Genomic DNA, 20,817 nt, shown 5'->3' with positions numbered 1-20,817 from the left:
ACATATCCCATAAGGATGTTCCTTTGCTTTAATTATAAATTCAATTGCATTCCACGAAGTGAAACAGACTCAATTTCATAGTAAGTTTCTTTCTACAATAGAGCTAAATTTTATCATTCAACACTGAATGATTGTGCAATTCTTGAACTAATTAAAAGAAAAGATAGCTAATCACAGAATTAGCTATCTTTTAGGTAGTTATTATATTTATTCCTTTAAATCCTCAATAGAGTCAATGTCCATGTATGCTGGCACGACTAATCCTAGCTTAGTACCAGTAAGGTTTGGTCCTAGGTCTTCGAACTTCCCTTCATATTCGGCATAATAATCAGCGTGTGTGGTCGGCAACCATGCACCTACAATTGCATCACCGCTTCCGTCTGCAACACCAGCCCACATTGGACCTGCATCAACCTGAATTAATTCTACTTCGTATCCAACACTTTCTAAAACATTTTCAACGACATGTGTGCTTGTGATTACGTCATCCCATGCTACATAAAGCATTTTTAACTCCTCACCGTCCACTTCGTTAACCCCTTCAGTCCAAGTGCTAACTAATTCTTCATTTTCACTTACCCACTGTGCTGCCGCTTCAGCTGGTTCACTACCTTCTTGAATTAAATTCATAACTGTTTCTATATGTTCTGGCTCCCAGTTAAATTGATCAAGAAGCTTATAAGCATCAGGATGGTCTTCCTTTAATCCTTGACGAACAATCGTATTAACATCTTCAGCTCCACCATAGATACCTTTTGGATCTTCTAAGTATTTTAAATCAAAGCTTGCAAACTTCCAGTGTGGACTCCAACCTGTTATAATGATTGGCTCCTCTTTATCGTATGCCTTTTTTAATGCAGCTGTCATAGCTGCTCCAGATCCTTCTACTACTTCCCAATCATCAAGACCATACTCAGGTAAAACCTGTTCAGTGGTAATCTTCATTATTCCTGCACCTGGGTCAATTCCGACTATTTCATAATCAAGCTGTTCACCAACAGATGCTGTTGAACCTTCTGATTCTGAAGGCGTTGATCCACCTGTTGATTCACTTGTTTCTGTTCCTCCACACGCAGCTAAACCTAGCGTTAGTGCTAATGCAGATGTGATTCCTACTAATTTTTTAAACATTATATTGTTCCCCCTTGTTTTTTCTTACCAATATTTTGTGTGATGCGGTCTAGTAAAATAGCTATAACAACTATTGCCAAACCGGCTTCAAACCCGACGCCTGTTTTAATTTGCGTAACGGCACGATAAACTTCTGTACCGAGTCCAGGAGCCCCAACCATAGATGCTATTACCACCATTGATAAAGCTAGCATGATACTTTGATTAATCCCTGCCATAATTGTCGGCATCGCTAGTGGTAATTGCACCTTTAAAAGCTTTTGCTTGGTTGTAGAACCAAATGCTTCTGTTGCCTCAATTAAATCTGCAGGTACCTGTTTAATTCCAAGTACGGTTAAACGAATGGTTGGCGGCATTGCAAAAATGACGGATGCAACAACTCCTGGTACCACCCCTATACTAAAGAAAAAGATTGCCGGCAGTAAGTAAACGAAAGCTGGCATGGTTTGCATGAAATCGAGAATAGGTGTAACGACCTGTCTTGCTCTTTCATTTTGTGATGCCCAAATCCCAACTGGTATCCCAATCACGATTGAAATCAACACCGCCGTCAATACAAGAGCTACTGTTTCTAACATATCTTCCCAATAACCTAAATTATCAATAAGTAATAAGCCTAATAGGGCAAATATGGCTATTCTTATATTACAAACCTTCCAAGCTAATAAACTCACAAGAATAATAAGTAGAATAGAAGGTATGAAGGCTAATCCGGTGACAATTCCTTCAACAAAAAATTCAACTCCAGCAGATATGCCATCAAACAACCCACCAAAAGTAGCGGTCATCCAATCAACTAAATCATCAATCCAATTGGCTATAGGAAGTTTCGGTAAAATCCCTTCCATCTTACATCACCTCCTTAGCTGTTGCTGTCTCTGATTCGACAACCTCATTTATATATTGCTCGTTACCCGTAAGAGCACCGATCACCGCACCTTTAATTAGAATTCCTTTTAATCTGTTCTTTTCGTCTGTTACTGCTACAGGAATACTTGACGACGATACTTTTTCAAATAAGTCAATTAATAAAGTATCTGTTCCAACTACATTTATGTCCTTATCTAAGAATGCTTTTAACGACTGATTTTCATCAGCTGCTTTTGAAGCATCTTTTGCGGTAATGGCACCGAGTAGTTTCTGCTGTTTATCCACGACATATATAGATGAGATTCCTAAATCCTTCATTAATTTTAGTGCGACACGTGGGCCTTTATCAATTTGAACGGTCTCTGCACGTTTCATAACATGCCCGGCAGTAAGAACCTTTGAGAGATCAACGTCCTCTACGAATCTCTCAACATATTCATTGGAAGGATTCATTAATATTTCTTCAGGTGTTCCTATTTGTACGATGTTACCATCCTTCATAAGAGCAATCCTGTCTCCAATGCGAAGAGCTTCGTCTAAATCGTGAGTGATAAATACAATTGTTTTTTCCATAGTAGATTGTAACTCTAGCAACTCATCCTGCATGTCTTTTCGAATCAATGGATCTAGTGCGCTAAACGCTTCATCCATTAAAAGAACATCAGGATCATTTGCCAGTGCTCTCGCTAGTCCCACACGTTGCTGCATTCCACCACTAAGTTGACTAGGATATTGATTTTCATAACCCTTAAGTCCTACTAATTCTAAGGCTTCTAATGCCTTTTTACTTCTATCGGCCTTATCAACACCCTGAATCTCTAAGCCATACTCAGTGTTCTCAAGCACTGTTCTATGAGGAAACAATGCAAACTTTTGAAAGACCATACTAATTTTCTTTCTTCTAACTTCCCTTAATTCTTCCTTATTCATTTTCACTACATCTTTACCATCAATTTGAACTTGCCCTATTGTTGGTTCAATCAGACGATTAAGCAATCGAACTAAGGTAGACTTTCCACTTCCAGATAAACCCATAATGACGAATATCTCGCCAGACTTCACTTCAAAGGATGCTCTGTTAACCCCAACTGTTGAGCCTGTTTCCTTTAAAATTTGTTCCTTTGATTTCCCTTCTTTGAGTAACTGCAAAGCCTTTTTTGATGATTTCCCAAAAATTTTGGTAACATCACTGACCTTAATCTTTATATGGTTTTCTTCCATTCTTTCACCTCATTTAATTTGTCGCTAAGGACTTTCTTAATTATAGACGTATTATTTAGATTACTACAAACAGTGTATTCGATGTATATTGATCATATAGAGCGTACAGAAATAACTGTACGTACTACACTAACGTTTTACTTATAAATACTCCTTTATGCTCCCATTTTCTTCATGTAAAGGAACTTTACATTTATTTAGTGAATATGTACACTCTATATCTAATAGGAGGTGAGATGATTGAAAGACAACGAACTATTAGAAAGAACCAGAACCATGGTTATTGATGCTCTTGCTCAAAATATGAACCTTTATGGAATCACCCCCTCCGCTGGACGATTATATGGTCTCCTTTTATTCTCAGATAAACCGCTTACACTAGATGAAATGAAAGAAGAGCTCGGGATGAGCAAAACAAGTATGAGTACATCGGTTAGAACCTTACTTGATTTAAATATGGTGGAAAAGGTTTGGATAAAGGGTGAGAGGAAGGATTTATATTCAATCAAAGAAGATTGGTATCAGTGCTTTTTTGATTACTTCACAATCAAATGGCGAACTGCCATTACAACAAATAGTACTGTAATGGAAAAGTCGATAACCAAATTACAAAAACTTATTGCTGACCCGGAGACTTCTGAAGAAATCCGTGAACAAGCCCTAATAGATATTAAGAAGCTAGAAGAAAGGCTTGACTATTACGATTGGCAAGACAGACTCATCGATAGCTTTGAGACAAAGGAAATTCTAAATTTTATTCCAATTGAAAAGAAGAAGGATTAGGAAGAATAGGACAATTGGGAGGTCGGGACGTTACCATCCCGACCTCTCAATAAGGAATCAATTATTTTAGCACCCTTCCCCGCTATCTTCCCCCCCTTTCCCAACTGCTACTTCCGCAAAAATGATCAAATTAAAAGACTTATTTTCTTATTTTTTATGATGCTTAACTAGCTTAAATCCCCCCATCTCGGCGTTGAAGGTGGGGGGATTTTAAAAACTTTATTCATACATAAAGTGGATATCCTAAGATCTACAAGCCTTTGAAACTGCAATTAAAAGATAAAAACACCTATAACTCCTGATAATACAATTACAAGTGCAGGATGTAATCTTAAATATAACAATGAAAACAGTGCACTAATAAATACAAGTAATAGCAAGATCATCTCAGTAGTAATGGTAGTTGATACCACACCGTTAGAGATGGAGAATTTGATTGCAGCAAAAAGAATTAAACTAGTGACAATGGGACGTAAGCCATAAAATGCTGATTTTACCATTTGATGTTGATTAAATTTCATAAAAAAGATGGCGATAATTAAAATGATGACTAAAGAAGGTAATGTCATAGCAAACGATGAAAGAATTGCACCAGGTATTCCTGCAACATGGTATCCTACAACTGTTGCACTGTTAGTTGCAATCGGTCCAGGTGACATGCCCGCAACCGCAATAATATCTGTAAATTCACTTGTTGTAAGCCAGCCTCTGTTAGTCACTTCTCGTTCAATGACCGGAATCATCGCATAGCCACCACCAAAAGACACTGCCCCAATCATAGTAAAGACAACAAACAGTTCTAACAACAGCATACTATGCCCCCTCTTGATCCTTATTCATATACCCTTGATGTTCTTTATCAAGCTTTATTACAAATCCTAATTTTTCTTTTAACTTAATGATTCCTACCCCTAGAATTGCACCGCTTATTATGATCATAACTGGGTGGATATGTACAAATAGAAGGATTATGAGCATGACTGCCATTAGAGCAAATGTTGATTTATCAAAGATGGCCGTTTTAGAAATTTTGATACCGGCAAAAACAATTAAAGCGACAATTGAAGCGCGAATACCCATAAAGGCTGATTCTAAATGTGGATTTCCTTGTAAAGAAAAAAACAACATACTTAACGTAATTACAGTAAAAAACGTCGGAAGTAAAACACCGAACATAGCGCAGATCGCACCGCGAGTACCTGCAATCCTGTGACCAATAAATGTCGCTGAATTAATGGCTATCGCTCCTGGAACAGATTCAGCTAACGCAAAAACATCCGAAACATCTTCAATCTTGAGCCACTTTTTTTTGGTTACTACCTCCCTTTCAATCAATGGAATCATTGCATAACCTCCACCAAATGTAACTGGACCTATTTTTAAAAAGGAGATAAAAATTTCAAAAAGTAGTCTTATATCTTTATTCAACAGACTCCCTCCCTTAATATGTTAAATAAATTATAACACACTTTCGTCCGTTTTGGCCGAAAGTGAGCAAAAATATATGAACATCACGAGAGTTTATACTGACGCTCATTTTTGACCTAACATATTAACAAGAATTAAAGAGGGTATATTTTTATAATTTACATATTTACTAATCAAATAAACTGTAAAAAACCTCCATTGCTGCTCCAATAGCGGGGGCATTTTCTCCAAGTTCCCCTTTCTTGATCAGGACCTTGCTGGAACTAACAGTATATATATGTTCTTCAGCAGTCTTTACTACATGATTATAATATTCGTTTGAATGGCTAATTAATTTACCCTGTAAAATAACCGTACTTGGATGTAAAATATTAATCATATTGGCGATAGCTAAACCATAAAAGTAGCCGGATCTTAACACGATTTGTCTAACAACATCTTCTTTACAATTTAAACTCCCCAATAAGTCTTCAATTCCCTGTATATTTAAAAGGAAATTATCCTTTTCGTTTTCCAACGTTTCTTCTATACATTTAAAAATAGCATGGAACGATACATATGCATTGACACAGCCACGTTTACCACAGCTACACTTTCTCCCATTGGGTTCGATAATCATATGACCAAAGGAACTAGCATCTCCTTCTCGAATATTTAAAAATCGCCCTTTGTTTATAAAGCCACACCGTAGCCCATAACCGCTGATACAATACAAGATATCTTCATCATTCGAATTACTTATCTTATATTCAGCTAACGCTGCTGTGTTCGCAGCATTGTTTAACACTATTGGTACTGGAAATTCCGAAGTGAGCATCGATGAGATCTTGACATTTCCCCATCCTTCTGCCAGAAAAGCATCAGGAGTTAAAATTATGCCGCTTTCTCGATTAAGTGGACCAACTGCACCAACGCCAATTCCTACTATCATATCTATATCTAAAGAATACTTCACAAGTAATGAATGGATAATTTCAATCACATTATTTAAAGTTTTTTCTGAGGTATGTTCATTTGTCATTGTAAAGTATTCCTGATCTATCAATTCAAACTTAATATTTTGAAGAATAATATTAACATGTGTCCTTGCTATTTCAATTCCAATTACATAGCTAGCATTAGGGATAGCCTCATAAAGGACAGGCGGTCTACCACCACTAGATTCTCCGTATCCACACAATCGGATTAATCCTTTTTCTTCAAGATCTCGTAACATTCGATTCAATGTTGTTTGCGGTATATTCATTTCATTAATTAAATCAACCTTAGATATAACTCCATATCTATGGATTAATTGATAAAGTGATTTTTTCAATTTGTTTTTTTGTGAATGATCCTCTAAAAATGTCCTTAACACCTTGATCCCACCATTTCAGTATCTCTTAGTACTAATTTATCATTTAAAACCATGGAATCGCAATTGTAGGTTATCATGGAGACTATTTATCTACAATATAAACGGAGACTTCATATAGTAAATGAAGCTATTTATTATTTATAGATTAATAACCTGTTTTAATGGTTCACAACACTTTTTGAATTTCTCACCACTCCCACACAGGCACATATCATTTCTTCCTGGTAATACCCTACCTGACCTTATATATTTCTCGAACTTTCTTGCCTTTTCGTTTTTTGCAACCTTTCGCATCCGCTGATCGGCATATTTATATATTTGTTTGTAGCTTTGACAAAAGAAATCTGTTTGCAAATTTAAATCCCCATACCAATTTCTATTTCTTGGGCACCCTCCATTACATAATTGTAAATACTCACAACTTTCACATTGCTTGGGAAGGGTTTTCTTTTTATTTAAAAAACCTTCAAGTTTAGAATGATTTAAAATCGTTTCTAAATTGGAACTAAAAATATTTCCTAAGTTGTAATCGTTATGAATATAAAAATCGCACGGATAGGCATCACCATTTTGTTCCAAAACTAACGTTTTAGGACAAGATTCCCGATGAGTACACGTGTGAGCTTCCTCATGAAGATAAACAGCTAACATATTATCAAAAAAACCAATTGATGTTTCCGGTAAACCATCCTTATACCACAAATCAAACACATTACATAAAAAATCACCATATTCTTTTTGGGTAATTAAATATTTTCCTGGTCTATTTATATCTTGAGATTTAAAATCCATACAAGGAATAAATTGAACAAATCTGAAATTTTCCCTCTCGTAAAACTCCATTAACTCCCGAGCTTTGTCTATATTATCTTCATGTAAAACTGTAAGTATATTAAAGTCTACATTTTCCGCTTTTAATTGGCCAATTCCTTTCATAATAGATTGGAAACTACCAACGCCTGAACCTGTGACTCTCCTCGCATCATTAATATCCTTTGGACCATCTAAACTTACCCCTACTAAAAAATTATATTTTTTAAAAAATCTTGCCCAATTTTCATCAATTAATGTTCCGTTTGTTTGAATTGAATTGCTTATTACTGTATTTTTGGGAGCATACTCCGCTTGGAGAGAAACAACTTTTTCAAAAAAATCTAATCCAGCCAATAAAGGTTCTCCTCCTTGCCATGCAAAGACAGCAATCCCATTTGACTTTTCCATATATTCTTTTATAAATTTTTTCAATACCTCAACAGATATTACTTCGAGTTTTTCAGGTCTCCCTTTACAGCTACTATAATAGCAGTAATCACAGGCCAGATTACATGCCTCTGAAACCGTCTTCCACATTACTCCTAATGGTTCTTTTATAATTGACTCGTAATAGTTTCGCAAAATTATCCCCCCTACCTTTATCTTAGGGCTATAATTCAATTTAACTCAATGATATAAATCACAAACAAATAGGTTTCGTTATAGCATATTTGTCTATTCATAATAAATTCACTTTCACCATCCATACAGGGTGTTAATCTACTCCCTAATTCAGGGTACAACAGTATTAAACAATTTGCCCTTATCAAGATAGACAAAAAAACAGCTGATACCTATGATGTATAGGTAATCAGCGTGAAGTTGATTCGATCATGACAAAAAGTATTTTTTAGCTTGATTTTATTAGGATTCGTTCATTACATCAAAATTCTTAACGCCCCATAACAAGTGATTTTCCATTTTTGTAAGTGCAGAAGCTAAATCTTTATTTTTAATACTTTGAAAAATATCCATATGTTCACGATTAGCTTCTTCTATACTTCTATGACGCCATCCCTTACGTGTTGTATCCCGCCATAACTCATGAACTAAGTTCTGCATCATAATAAGTATACGATTTCCCGCCATTTCAGCCAAAAGCCGTTCAAAAGCAAAATGCTGACTTGTTTCTATGGTTGATTTGTTATTATCTGCTGATTTTTTTTCATAGGATATTAAGTAAGTTTCAACTTTATCTAGCATGATCGGGGTGGCCCTTTTAATTGCTAACCGAATAATTTCTAACTCAATAGCCACCCTTGTTTCAATGATTTCCTCAACAAGAATTCGTTTATTGTGAATTCGTTCTTGTATTGGAAGAAGGAGCGAGGCTAAATTAACCTCCTTAACATAACACCCAGAGCCTTGTCGAACTTCTAATATGCCTAAGGCTTTCAATCCACTTAATGCTTCACGAACTGAACTTCTTCCCACACCAAATTGCTCTGATAATTCTCTTTCTGTCGGAAGTTTATCTCCACTATTAAAACCTTGTTGTAAAATAAAATTGTATAAAATCTTCGAAAAAGGATGTTTTTCCGAATTAAATGATTGTTCAACCATAATCTTCTCCCGTTGAAAACATATTTCAAATAAATTCTTAGTACTTTTTAGCATATTTATCATCAGTAATTGATATAACTTTTGTTTACTATTTAAAATTATATGATATTACATATCTGAGTTTCAAATAGAAACAATCTTTATGCCTCTAATTAATCTTGGATTATAGGGATCTAAGTTCTCTATAATTTAGGCACTACGCTTTATCCCGTTAGCACCTTGCTTTCCAAGTAACATCGCTTTTTTAATTGATAAGAAAATTGATACAGCAGTCATTACCAAAAAGAAAGCTGAAATAGGATTTGTTATAAAAGGAAGTAATTCTCCGCCTGAAAACATAAGTCCTCGACGTAAATTTTCCTCTAATAATGGACCTAGTATAAATCCTAATATAATAGGCGCTAAAGGATAATCAAATTTCTGCATAATATAACCTATAACCCCGAAAATTAAAACAGTCAAAACGTCAAATAGTCTATTGTTCACTCCGAAGGCTCCTATGATACACACTGCAAAAATCAAAGGCAATAATATTTCTTTAGGAATCTCTAGTAATTTAACAAAAATTTTCAAACCACCAAGCATTAATATTAACATGACTACGTTTGCAATAAGTAAAGCTGCAAAAATTGAATAAACTAATTCACCTTGGGTTTGAAACATTAATGGTCCAGGCGAAATCCCTTGAATCATTAAAGCTCCAATTAACATGGCAGTAACTGTATCACCAGGAATTCCTAATGATAAAAGTGGTACCATTGCGCCTCCAATCGAAGCATTGTTAGCCGTTTCAGATGCAACAATCCCATCTTTTATACCTGTACCAAACTTCTCAGGGTATTTAGATTGCTTTTGTGCAACTGTGTAAGAAATAAGATTGGAAATGCCACCGCCAATTCCTGGCAAAATTCCGATTGCGGTACCGATAACACTTGAGCGCAAAAAGTTTCCGGTTTGTGAAACAATCTCTTTAAAGCTGACATACAATCCACCTACCTTAGTAACAGTTTTGGTGGCAGCCTTATACATTTTAGTTTCTTCACCAGCTTTTAAAATTTCCGATATAGCAAATATACCAATTAGGGTTGGTAGGAGATTAAATCCCCCTTCTAATTCTTTAATTCCCATTGTAAACCTTGGTAACCCGTCAATTGGAGCACCACCAATAAACGCAAAAGTCATACCAAGCATACCACTCAAAAGACCTTTAACAAGAGACTTCCCTGAAAGTCCTGCCATCATCGTAAGAGAAAATAGTATAACAGAGAAATAATCAAAAGGTGTAAATCTTATTGCAATCTGAGCAAGAGGTGGTGAAACAAAGATTAAAACAAAAATACTAAAAAGACCACCGAGGAAGGAAAAAATTATTCCTAGGCTTAAAGCCTTACCTGCCTCCCCTTTTTGAGCCATTGGATGGCCATCAAAGGTTGTTGCAATAGATGCAGGTGTTCCTGGTATTTTTAGAAGTATAGCTGAAATAAGACCACCTGATATTCCACCAAGATATAAACCAATTAGTAGACTCATAGATGGTATTACTGGTAAAGCGAATGTTATTGGTAGACATAATGCAACTGCCATTGTTGCTGAAAGACCAGGTATAGATCCAAATACTATACCTATCGCTACACCCATTATGATAAGTAAAATGTTTTGAAAAGTCATAACCACAGAGAATCCTGACAAAATACTTTCTAGCACTTCAACATCAACTCCTAACCTAAGATACCTGCAGGTAAAATCACAGATAATAAATTAACAAATATAAAATATAAGCTTACTGAAGAAATGGTACTTATCGTTATAAAAAGTATTATTTTTTTCCTATCGCGATTAAAGTTGGATAATATAAACATTTGCAATACTAAATAAAGCGTCGTAGACAAAATAAAACCAACCGGTTGAAGCATTATCATATAGATAATAATAAGAACAAAAGTGAGAAATGTTGATTTATAGTTTGGAGCATACTCGCTATCTTTCTCAACAACATCATTACTATTTGCCTTTGCATTTTTTATTGCCTGTATTAAAACTAGAAGACTGAGAAAAGCTATAATAATAGCAACTACTCGAGGAACAAAAGTAACACCATATCCTGCATCTGTAAACGATTGTATACTGTAGGTAGCTACATATAATACAACTGCAACCAAAAATAAAAACGTGCCGGAAATTATATCCTTATATCTACTCACTAAGTTAGCCTCCAAATAACAGAATAAAATAACGTAATATTGTTATTGCACATTTAAAAATCGTAAATTAACTCCAATCCAATCTTACTTTTTTCCATTTAAGATAAAGCATTAATAATATTGAAAGAGCCTGTGTACCCATTGGGTTACAGGCCTTTGATAATATTTTTTTCCATAAATTAAGTTTATTATTATTGAGCTATTAATCAACTATAAACCAGCTGTTATAGCTATTACTTCATTTCATCTACATACCCAGCAAAAATGTCTTTTGTCTGATTAATAAGATCTGCAGAAGCACTAGGATCAAGATATTTAAGTTCCAAGAAGTCTTTCTCAAATTCTTCTATTGCTTCCGGATTACTTACAACCTTTTGCATTGCTTCTTGGAATTTCGACTCAATTTCATCTGGAGTTCCTTTTGGGAATGCAAAGTAGAAAAACTTAGGTAGTGCAAAGTCAATTCCTTGCTCCTTAAGGGTAGGGACATCCGGCATCCCAGGATTTCTTTCATCAGCAACTAACCCAATTAATTCGAAATCACCAGATTTAACATATTCTTTAACGGCAAGATATTGCGCAAAAAAACCATCTGACTGTCCTGAGAGAAGTGCTGCATTCTTAGTAGCAGCCGCACCTGTATCAACTAAATTGAAATCCACGCCAGCTTGGTCCTCAATAATACGCCCTGCTAGATGGGCAACAGTACCTGTCTCAATTGCAAAATTTACTTTTCCTGGTCTTGCTTTTGCATCATCTAAAAGCTCTTTCATGTCTTTGTACTTACCTTTTTTAGTTACAATAACACTTGTATTATCTAAGATTGGAATACCCACAACATCAAAATCATCAAGAATAAAGAAATCAGCAGTTCCCATTAATGTTTGAGTTAATGTACCATAATGGAAAAATAGTGCTGTGTATCCATCAGGTGCAGCATCTTTAACCTGCCTTGAACCAATAACCCCTCCAGCCCCAGTAACATTCGTTACTACAAAAGGCTGACCCAACTCTTTTTCCATATATTTAGAGAATACACGTGCATTTATATCCGTATCTCCTCCGCTACCTGTTGGTGTGATAATTTGAACAGGCTTATTAGGATAATCACCGCTAGAAACCTCAGGTGTCTTTTCAGATTCAGTTGCAGACTCAGGTGTAGTTGATGAAGAAGCGCATCCAGCTAACAGCATAGTTAATAGTATACCACCTGTTAATAGAGCGGTTACCTTACGTTTTGCTTTTGACATCTTTAATTCTTTAAAGTTTATTCCCTTCATCACTTATATTCCTCCTCATATTAATAATTTGACTTCTGAATACTTAGAATGACTATTTACTTACTTCTATAGGCAATAATTCATCACTCTTACATCATTTCAGATTTGTTTGTTATAAACATAACGCATATTATCTATAAAATTTATAAAATCTCGCTATATTAATCTACTAAATATTATCTAATTCCTCGCTGTAGTAATAAATCTCTGTTACTTAAAATACCACAATTCTCTTGAACTGGTTTAAATTCAAAGTTCTTGCCGGTTTTACCAACAAGTTCACCATCATTCAGCCAATCGAGATCACTTCCATATAAACGAGATATCAAAATATCGGTCAGCTCTTGTTTCACATTTTTATATTCAGGATGATCGGATAGGTCTACCATTTCTTTCGGATCGTTTATCACGTCGAATAGTTGGAACTGATTTCCAACCGAGTAGTAAATCAGCTTAAATTGCTCGTTTCGAATCATTCTAGTTGCTCGATCATCTTCCCAAAGTTCACCATAAACATACTCTCTCTTATTACCCTTATTCAGCAAAGATATCCCTTCTACTGTCTCTGGTATAGGAAGATTGCACATATCAAGCAGCGTAGGCATGATATCTTTAAGTTCCACCAAACGTTCATCGGTTGTGTTAAATCCCATCTCTTCACAATCAACAGTAGGTACAAAAATTAATGGAACTCTAGTTGAATCTTCATAAAAGAGGTTTTTACCCCATAAATTATGATTACCTAACATTTCTCCATGGTCTGATGTAATAACAATGATTGTATTATCAAGAACCTTTTCATCTCTAAGTGTCCCTATTATAGATCTAATCGAATAATCGATATGTGTACATGATGCGTAAAAACCTTTCCTAGCATCTTTAATATATTTCTCTGATTTTAAGTTTTCATATAAGCTACTGTAATAACTTGCTGCATATGGATATTTCTCAGAGTCTTTTGCCCATTCTCCAATGTGTGGCATTTCGATATCCATATCATTATACATATCCAAAAATACCTGTGGTGGAACGATAGGTGGATGTGGTGCCGTAAATCCACAGTACCAAAAGGCCGGTTTTGATGGATCTCTTCGAATAATTTGTTCGCACATCTGCCTTGATGTCCAACTAGTCTGATGTAACTCCTCCGGTAAATGCCATGGTCTAGTTATATAATTGTTATTTGACATACCATGTGCGAAATCTAATCCCGTATGACCTTCTCTATTAATAAATCTGGTATAATCGTCTTCCCTCATCTCATTTGGGAAATTAACTTTTCTTCCTTCTTCATTTAAGATTACATCATCGAATCCAATACGCGCCCGTTGTGGATATACATGCAACTTTCCAACTCCAAATGTCTGATAACCGTTATCTTTAAATGCTTGAGCGATAGTTGGGACATTTGGCAGTTCTAAAAATTCATTAAACTTCCGATCACCGTGTGTTTTTGAACCCGTTCCAGTCATTAATTCTCGGCGAGCGGGTATACACACAGGGGTTGGGCTGTAAGCGTTCTCAAACCTGACACCAACTTTCGCTAGTTCATCTAATGTAGGAGAAAGGAAATCTTCCTTACCCTCACAACCGAGTAAATTTCCTGGCCATTGGTCAACTGTGATGAGTAAGACATTCTTTTCAGTGTGTCCGCTTTCATTATTACTTTGCACTATTGTTCCTCCTCAATTTTATAAGTATAGGTATCGCTATTACAAAAGTAGTTATCATAAATTGTTCTTAATCTTTTAAAATTTAGAGGTTTCTCAGTTAATAATTCTGTGTAAACGTCTTATTTCTTAAGAGCTTTAATTACTTTAAATTTCCTAGAAACTAATCATGTATATTTAACTCTGTTTCAAGTGTTTTTTTTCAACCCCTTTTCTACTTTAAATTGGTCTGATGAATTATCAGATATGTGTGATGAATTTATTCTATATCAATTTTTAAAATATTTCAAACCTTTTTTTAAAAGATTTTTTGTTGAACAATCCGGTTGAACCAATAAAGATTTGTAATAGTAAAATAAAAAAACTTGCATCCAACATAAAAAAAATGTCTTTACTTTAAAAGTAAGACTTATTTTTTATACAATTTTAAGGATTGAGTTTGACTGTGTTATTAATTGTCACAGACTTCTTAGACATAAACAGTGTAAAATTAGATCATCAACTATAGGCCCTGCATTATTTCAATGTAATTACTTTTCCATCCAACAAAAAAACGATACCGTTTTCCGCTTAGCGAAAGTTGGTATCGTTTTTTATATGACTTTATTCAAATGATGTATCTTATCTCTACAATCTAGCACCGTCCTCATTTAACAATTCACGTATTTGTCTTCCATCGAGCTCTCGTAAAGTTTTATTTTCTTTTATTGATTGGCTTGCAGCTAAACCCGCTGCGTGCCCGTACTCGAAACATTGTGCAGTTACTCTTGCAGATGCTAATGCTTCATGCTCGGCACTCAAACATCTGCCAGCAACCATTAAATTTTCACCTTTAATAGGTAATAACGCTTTATAAGGTATTTCATAATAATCATTTAGTAACCATTCTACTTTAGGTTTTGCACCCTTATGCAGCTCAATCGGCCATGGGGAACGGGCAATACCATCGTCTCGTTTTCGGCAACTTAAAACATCTTCATTTGTTAGTCTTTCCTCACCCAAAATTGATCTTGTTTGTCGCACACCAACTTCAACACCAGTATCTTGAAGAAAACTATTCTCGCAGCCTTTTATTCTCATTTTTAAGAAATCGGCATATTCTTTTGCTTGATATCTTCCCATAATTTCAGCTTCCGTGTGATCTATAGGATCGGTAACATTTAAATCTCTGCCATCTTTACCTAATACTCTTGTTGCATTAACTAATAACTCATTTTTATTCGGGGTTGGAAAAATCCATATTTTACTTCTTGGTAAATCAAATTCACCATTATCATTGGATTCATTAATCATGTTAGTTACCTCTATCGAACTAATTGTATCATTGCCCCAAAATTTGGTGAATCGGTCCACATCAACACCGCTTAGTTTAAATATCATGGTCGGATTTTGGATTTGGCCATCTTTTCCCATCGTATAGCCGTAACCTGCTCGATAAATAACATCTGCGTCACCACTTGCATCTATTACAACATCAGCATGTATGGCAGCCAAGCCTGACTTAGTGTTAATAATGACTCCTCTGATATTATCTTCCTCATTAATAACTCCAATTACTTGCGTATGATATAGGATGTTAACCTTTTGTTCTAGCAATAGATTTTCTGCTGTTTGTTTCCAGGTAAATGGGTCATGTGTAACAACCCAAGTATTCCCGTATTTTTGCGGTGGAGTAATACCACCCTTAGCAGCTAAAGCAGATCTGAATTTTTCAGTAAAACCAAATACTACTTGCTCCGGTTTTTTTGAATTTTCTTCTGACATATACATACCACAAATAGTGCCTGATAAGCCTGCGACTGCAGCTCCTCCGCAGAAACCATATCTTTCAATTAACAATACGTCAAGCCCTTGTCTAGCCGCTGTTTCAGCAGCCGCTATACCTGCAGCCCCTCCGCCAACTACAACAACTTGAACCTTAGCAAACTCTGGATAATCATGATTCTCACCAACTATGTATGTTTGTTTCCACATCGTATTTCTCCTCCTAATATACAACTGATATATTACATAAAATAAAAAAAATTACGAATACCATGAAGATAGATTTTGTTGATTTAAATGATTAATAAACTTCATTAATGTTTCAAAATTTTCAATTGCATCATTTTCATTACCGGCGGCAATTGAACGCATTAATTTAATATGACCAAGATTAATTTCTTTTGTTAACTCTTCATTAACATTGTATTGAAAATAATAAATTCTTCTTGATAACGCATATAGCGGAGCAATTGCTTGTGCTGCAAATGGATTTCTTGCACATTCAGATAAAAAGGTATTAAACTCATCATCAATTTTTATAGCTGCTTCGTCATCACTATTCATGGTTGCTTGTTCATATCTATCTGCTAAATCCAAAAAATACTGTTTTTCAGACTGACTAGCTAAACGTGTTGCTCTGCTCACAAGCAATCTCTCAAGCACAGTACGTAACTCAAACTGAAGATAAATTTCTTCTGATTTTAGTTCAGTTATCATAATTCCACGACGAGGCATAATCCTAACTAAATGAGCCATTGACAATTGTTTAATGGCTTCTCTAGTTGGCATCCTTCCAATTCCAATCAAATCACTTAAATCATTTTCTGAATAGAATTCTCCTGGTTTTAATTCTAATTTTATGATTTTTTCTTCTAATATCTTATAAGCTTGTTCAGATAGTGTAGTATTAGATTTCATTCTTAAACCATTCTTTCTTTATGTGGTTGGGTTCTAGATCTAAGCAACAGCATAAACCCAAAAACTGGATAATTCATCTTCTAATATACTATTAATATATCAATTATGCAAGCGCTTTCTACTATACAAAGTAATAAAGGCGGATAATTATTGCGTAAATAATTTCCGCCTTACTGTTGAGGTAATAACTCTATAGAAAACAAACATGATTTATTGATGACAGTTTTCAATCATGGCAACCGTAGCCAAGATTAAACTTTTTCAAAAAACGGCAACGTTACATCATTAACTTGTACGTATCGAACTTGTAAATGATCGCCAATTTTCAACTGGTTTGGGGACTCTACTAATAATTGTGTCATCATTGATGGACCTTCTTCTAATTCAACGATGCCAAGTACATATGGTGTTACAGCCTGCCAACCAGGATGACCAGGTCGCTGGACCACAGACCACGTTTTCAGACGAGCCTTCCCTGACGCTGATTTCCATTCTAACCTGTTACTCCAGCAATGGGGACAGTGTGTACGTGGATAAAATACAGACTTCTCACAGTCGCCACATTCTTGGACCAGAAACTCTCCGCGGGTAATCCCATCCCAAAATGGCTGCGTTACAGGAGTAATTGTTGGACCAGGCACACCCAAATCCTTTAGCTTATCAAGGATACCCATTATGCTTCCCCTCCTAACACTAAGGCAGCAGCTTCACTCAAGGTTGCACCGTTACCCGTAATTAATGCATAGCGAGCATCCTTGATTTGACGCTGATCTGTTTCATGACGTAATTGACGAACAGCTTCTATGATGTGTGACATACCACCTGCGAGATCAGCTTGTCCAAACCCTAATTGTCCACCATGCGTATTAAGAGGAAAGTCTCCATCGTGCCCGAAGGAATGATGTTTCATCCATTCACCAAACTGGCCAGGCGTGCATAAACCTGCATTTTCAAGTGTAGTCGCGACAACACTTGTATAACAATCATATAGAGATAGCAAATTCATATCCTGCACTTTCAGGCCCGCTTGTTCTAACGCATGTGGAATCGCGTAACTTAATGGTGCTTTTTCCAACACAGGTGCCTGACTCACAGCACGGTGGGTAATTTTTTCCCCTGCTCCAAGCATATATACAGGCGCATGCCTACGGCGATTAATAATGTCCTTGTTCGATGTCACAATTACCGCGGCACCGCCGCCAACGGGCATCACAATTTCAAGCAAGTGTAACGGATCAACAATCAATGGTGAATTCAATATATCTTCAACAGATGCAGGTTTTCCGTAAAAAATCGCATCTGGATGGAGCTGGGCATTTTTTCGAGCCCAATGTGCAATCAATGCAAATTGCTCTTGCGTGGTGCCGTATTGCTCCATATGTCGCTTTTTCAGCAAGGCATAGGATGTATTGGCACCAGATGCACCAAACGGTACATCAAATTCACGAATTGGATTGCGGTTAGGTGAGCGCGGTGTTTTGCCTTTTTCATTTATATTAGCCAGCACACACACAACCGTTTCACACATTCCCGCTTCAATGTATGCTTGCGCACGCCACAGCATACCTGCACCTGTAGCACCGCCTAAATCAACAACATTTGACATCCTGGGTTCAAGGCCAAGATATTCACTTACTGTAGCAGGCACATGCTGTGGTGTTTCTCCGACTTGAGGGCCAACTAGCAAGCCATCAATTTGGTCTTTTCCGATACCAGCGTCAAGCGCTGCTAACCGAACAGATTCAGCAATCATGCCGAGCGTTGTTGCTCCTTCTGTATAGCGAACAGGTTTTAATTCACTAATCCCAACGATTGCAGCAGACGGCTTTTGACGTTGTATCATCATAAATAACTCCTTTCAGACAATACTGCATATTCTTCAAGGCATTCTGGGTTTGCTAATGAAGCCTTATTTTTAACCTCTTGTCCACGAACTGTAGAACGAACAGCTCCTTCAACCTTTTTTCCATTATTTGTATAAGGAACTTCTTTTACAGTATATATACGGCGTGGTACATGTCGCGGCGATGCTTTCTTCTTTATATCTTTACGGATTTGTTCAGCAAGTGTCGTATCTAGCTCGCCATCTTCTGTCACTACACATAAAACAATTTCTTCATCATTTTCAATAGGAAATCCAAATACAATTGAATCCTTAATTTGCGGGATTTGCTCAACAACACGGTAAATTTCCGCTGTCCCAATACGAACACCACCAGGGTTAAGCACTGTATCTGTGCGCCCATAAATGATAAGCGAGCCTTCAATTGTCTGTTCCGCTAAATCACCATGCGTCCATATTCCTTCACGGACTGCAAAATATGAGTTGAAATAGCGTTCATCTCCGCCTTCGCCCCAGAAGGTAATCGGCATACTTGGGAATGGTTGCGTACAAACTAATTCGCCTTTTTTACCAATCACGGAAGCGCCACGATCATCTAAAATATCAACAGCCATACCGAGTGCTTTACATGTAATTTCACCACGGAAAACCGGATGAACAGGCGTACCCATCACAAAGCAGCCAATAATTTCTGTACCACCAGAAATAGACTCTAGCAATACATCTTCTTTTATCGTTTTATAAATCCAGTCATATTGTTCACTTATTAACGGAGCACCGCAAGACAGAATAGCTTGAAGGGCAGACAAATCATGATTCTTGCCAATCTCATACCCGCATTTTTCTAATGAAGCTAAGTACTTTGGACTTGTACCAAAATGAGTAAGACCAATTTCTTCAGCAATTTCCCAAAGGATGCCAATACGGTCTTTTCGAATCGGTGAGCCATCATAAAGTAAAATCGCTGCCTCGCTTGCAAGTCCAGACACTAGCCATGGATACATCATCCATGCAGTACTTGTATACCATGATAAAACATCACCTTGTTTCACATCACAATGAAGCTGATGCTCTTTCACATGCTGTAGCAAAACGCCACCTACAGAATGAACTATACATTTTGGCAGACCAGTTGTACCAGATGTATAAAGAATATATATAGGATGATTAAAAGGTACGCGATTAAACGTTGGTTCCTCAGCATCATTCGCCAAAAGTTCACCCCAAGTTAGCAGTTTTGCTCCGGACTCAACAGAGAACTCCGGCGTTTCGGACAAACTTACAACCGCAGATAACCCTTTAAGTTCATTGCATACCGCCACAACGTTCTCGCGAATATTAAAAAACTTTCCATTATATTGATAGTCAAGAGAAGCAATTAATACTTTTGGTTGAACCTGACCAATTCGATCGATAATACCTTTAGCACCAAAATCAGGTGAACACGAGCTCCATACCGCACCAAGCGAAGCAGTTGCTAATAATGAAACTAATGATTCTAAGCCATTCGTTACAATACCTGCTACACGATCGCCTTGAGATACACCTAACTTTTGTAATCCTGTTTGCGCCTTCGCAACCAAGCTTCGTAATTCGGCCATTGTCACAACACGCTTGACGCCCTGTTCACCCGCTTCATAAACTGCAACACGAGAACCGTCCCCGCGCAATAGGTTTTCTGCTAAATTTAAGCTTGCATTCGGGAACCAGTTTGCACCCAACATGCCACCGTTTTCTGCTGAAACAAATGCAGTTTCTCCTTTTTCACCAATAATTTCTGCGAAATCCCAAACTGCCGACCAAAACTCACCTGGTTTTGCAATTGACCAACGGTAAAGACGTTCATAAGGCTGGACCGGAATACCAATTTGATCTGCAAAACGTTTTATATTCGATTCAGAGATTCGTTTTTCTGATGGTTGCCATAGTATATTATTATCGAAAACTCTCGGTTGTTGTACCATTACTTCTTCCT

The 20,817-nt window shown here is 36.5% G+C and carries 18 protein-coding genes; 1 reads left to right on the top strand and 17 read right to left on the bottom strand.

The features are described 5' to 3' along the window. Positions 1 to 207: 207 nt before the first annotated feature. Genes C1724_RS02575 through proV form a run of 3 tightly spaced genes read right to left on the bottom strand, consistent with a single transcriptional unit; the run spans position 208 to position 3,222 of the window. A complete protein-coding gene (locus tag C1724_RS02575) occupies positions 208 to 1,131 on the bottom strand; it encodes a glycine betaine ABC transporter substrate-binding protein (RefSeq protein WP_102345181.1) in 924 nt (307 codons plus the stop codon). Continuing rightward, positions 1,131 to 1,979 carry an ABC transporter permease gene (locus tag C1724_RS02570; protein WP_102345180.1) on the bottom strand — a complete coding sequence of 283 codons (849 nt, stop codon included), beginning with the start codon at positions 1,977 to 1,979 and terminating at the stop codon, positions 1,131 to 1,133. Before C1724_RS02570 ends, C1724_RS02575 begins: the two co-directional genes overlap by 1 nt. A 1-nt stretch (position 1,980) precedes the next feature. Then, complete coding sequence (gene proV / locus C1724_RS02565; protein WP_102345179.1) at positions 1,981 to 3,222, bottom strand: glycine betaine/L-proline ABC transporter ATP-binding protein ProV; 1,242 nt, start codon at positions 3,220 to 3,222, stop codon at positions 1,981 to 1,983. A 276-nt stretch (positions 3,223 to 3,498) separates the two neighbouring features. On the opposite strand from proV, the gene C1724_RS02560 reads away from it, so the two are divergent. Further along, positions 3,499 to 4,005 carry a GbsR/MarR family transcriptional regulator gene (locus tag C1724_RS02560; protein WP_219723257.1) on the top strand — a complete coding sequence of 169 codons (507 nt, stop codon included), beginning with the start codon at positions 3,499 to 3,501 and terminating at the stop codon, positions 4,003 to 4,005. Between the two features lie 272 nt (positions 4,006 to 4,277). Here C1724_RS02560 and C1724_RS02555 read toward each other — a convergent pair whose 3' ends face one another. The 14 genes from C1724_RS02555 to C1724_RS02490 all read right to left on the bottom strand — a co-directional run bounded on the left by C1724_RS02555 (position 4,278) and on the right by C1724_RS02490 (position 20,806). Further along, positions 4,278 to 4,817: a chromate transporter gene (locus tag C1724_RS02555; protein ID WP_102345177.1), complete on the bottom strand. Its 540-nt coding sequence runs from the start codon at positions 4,815 to 4,817 to the stop codon at positions 4,278 to 4,280. A gap of 1 nt (position 4,818) precedes the next feature. Then, positions 4,819 to 5,433 (bottom strand): chromate transporter, encoded by a 615-nt coding sequence (locus C1724_RS02550; protein WP_219723253.1) that lies wholly within the window; start codon positions 5,431 to 5,433, stop codon positions 4,819 to 4,821. Positions 5,434 to 5,602: 169 nt separating this feature from the next. Beyond that, on the bottom strand, positions 5,603 to 6,790 hold the full coding sequence (locus C1724_RS02545; protein WP_102345175.1) for an ROK family protein: 1,188 nt from the start codon (positions 6,788 to 6,790) through the stop codon (positions 5,603 to 5,605). A gap of 138 nt (positions 6,791 to 6,928) precedes the next feature. Next, positions 6,929 to 8,185, bottom strand: coding sequence for an anaerobic sulfatase maturase (locus C1724_RS02540; RefSeq protein ID WP_258000266.1), 1,257 nt, complete (start codon positions 8,183 to 8,185; stop codon positions 6,929 to 6,931). Between the two features lie 282 nt (positions 8,186 to 8,467). After that, on the bottom strand, positions 8,468 to 9,166 hold the full coding sequence (locus C1724_RS02535) for a FadR/GntR family transcriptional regulator (RefSeq protein ID WP_180994105.1): 699 nt from the start codon (positions 9,164 to 9,166) through the stop codon (positions 8,468 to 8,470). A gap of 189 nt (positions 9,167 to 9,355) precedes the next feature. Further along, positions 9,356 to 10,870: a tripartite tricarboxylate transporter permease gene (locus C1724_RS02530; RefSeq protein ID WP_102345173.1), complete on the bottom strand. Its 1,515-nt coding sequence runs from the start codon at positions 10,868 to 10,870 to the stop codon at positions 9,356 to 9,358. A gap of 14 nt (positions 10,871 to 10,884) precedes the next feature. Beyond that, positions 10,885 to 11,367: a tripartite tricarboxylate transporter TctB family protein gene (locus tag C1724_RS02525; RefSeq protein ID WP_180994104.1), complete on the bottom strand. Its 483-nt coding sequence runs from the start codon at positions 11,365 to 11,367 to the stop codon at positions 10,885 to 10,887. 233 nt (positions 11,368 to 11,600) lie between these two features. Further along, positions 11,601 to 12,647: a tripartite tricarboxylate transporter substrate binding protein gene (locus C1724_RS02520; RefSeq protein ID WP_258000353.1), complete on the bottom strand. Its 1,047-nt coding sequence runs from the start codon at positions 12,645 to 12,647 to the stop codon at positions 11,601 to 11,603. 176 nt (positions 12,648 to 12,823) lie between these two features. Beyond that, positions 12,824 to 14,320 (bottom strand): sulfatase-like hydrolase/transferase, encoded by a 1,497-nt coding sequence (locus C1724_RS02515; protein ID WP_102345170.1) that lies wholly within the window; start codon positions 14,318 to 14,320, stop codon positions 12,824 to 12,826. 624 nt (positions 14,321 to 14,944) lie between these two features. Beyond that, the gene (locus tag C1724_RS02510; protein WP_102345169.1) at positions 14,945 to 16,291 is read right to left on the bottom strand and encodes an FAD-dependent oxidoreductase; all 1,347 of its coding nucleotides are present in this window, start codon (positions 16,289 to 16,291) and stop codon (positions 14,945 to 14,947) included. Between the two features lie 51 nt (positions 16,292 to 16,342). Next, entirely contained in the window at positions 16,343 to 16,999 is a 657-nt protein-coding gene (locus C1724_RS02505; protein ID WP_102345168.1) for a GntR family transcriptional regulator, read from the bottom strand. 251 nt (positions 17,000 to 17,250) lie between these two features. Beyond that, the gene (locus tag C1724_RS02500) at positions 17,251 to 17,673 is read right to left on the bottom strand and encodes a Zn-ribbon domain-containing OB-fold protein (protein WP_258000265.1); all 423 of its coding nucleotides are present in this window, start codon (positions 17,671 to 17,673) and stop codon (positions 17,251 to 17,253) included. Beyond that, positions 17,673 to 18,845, bottom strand: a complete 1,173-nt coding sequence (locus tag C1724_RS02495; RefSeq protein ID WP_258000264.1) for a thiolase family protein — start codon at positions 18,843 to 18,845, stop codon at positions 17,673 to 17,675. Before C1724_RS02495 ends, C1724_RS02500 begins: the two co-directional genes overlap by 1 nt. Continuing rightward, positions 18,842 to 20,806: an acetoacetate--CoA ligase gene (locus C1724_RS02490; RefSeq protein ID WP_102345166.1), complete on the bottom strand. Its 1,965-nt coding sequence runs from the start codon at positions 20,804 to 20,806 to the stop codon at positions 18,842 to 18,844. Before C1724_RS02490 ends, C1724_RS02495 begins: the two co-directional genes overlap by 4 nt. Positions 20,807 to 20,817: the final 11 nt, after the last annotated feature.

This window comes from Bacillus sp. Marseille-P3661 (assembly GCF_900240995.1).
Classification (GTDB): domain Bacteria; phylum Bacillota; class Bacilli; order Bacillales; family Bacillaceae_J; genus OESV01.
This window is presented reverse-complemented; position numbering and strand designations above follow the sequence as displayed.

Bases quoted from the DNA above. Each gene is read 5' to 3' on its own strand.
- C1724_RS02560 (WP_219723257.1), top strand. From the start codon at position 3,499: ATGGTTATTGATGCTCTTGCTCAAAATATGAACCTTTATGGAATCACC.
- proV (WP_102345179.1), bottom strand. From the start codon at position 3,222: ATGGAAGAAAACCATATAAAGATTAAGGTCAGTGATGTTACCAAAATT.
- C1724_RS02520 (WP_258000353.1), bottom strand. From the start codon at position 12,647: ATGAAGGGAATAAACTTTAAAGAATTAAAGATGTCAAAAGCAAAACGT.
- C1724_RS02500 (WP_258000265.1), bottom strand. From the start codon at position 17,673: ATGGGTATCCTTGATAAGCTAAAGGATTTGGGTGTGCCTGGTCCAACA.
- C1724_RS02495 (WP_258000264.1), bottom strand. From the start codon at position 18,845: ATGATGATACAACGTCAAAAGCCGTCTGCTGCAATCGTTGGGATTAGT.
- C1724_RS02555 (WP_102345177.1), bottom strand. From the start codon at position 4,817: ATGCTGTTGTTAGAACTGTTTGTTGTCTTTACTATGATTGGGGCAGTG.
- C1724_RS02575 (WP_102345181.1), bottom strand. From the start codon at position 1,131: ATGTTTAAAAAATTAGTAGGAATCACATCTGCATTAGCACTAACGCTA.
- C1724_RS02510 (WP_102345169.1), bottom strand. From the start codon at position 16,291: ATGTGGAAACAAACATACATAGTTGGTGAGAATCATGATTATCCAGAG.
- C1724_RS02535 (WP_180994105.1), bottom strand. From the start codon at position 9,166: ATGGTTGAACAATCATTTAATTCGGAAAAACATCCTTTTTCGAAGATT.
- C1724_RS02490 (WP_102345166.1), bottom strand. From the start codon at position 20,806: ATGGTACAACAACCGAGAGTTTTCGATAATAATATACTATGGCAACCA.
- C1724_RS02505 (WP_102345168.1), bottom strand. From the start codon at position 16,999: ATGAAATCTAATACTACACTATCTGAACAAGCTTATAAGATATTAGAA.
- C1724_RS02570 (WP_102345180.1), bottom strand. From the start codon at position 1,979: ATGGAAGGGATTTTACCGAAACTTCCTATAGCCAATTGGATTGATGAT.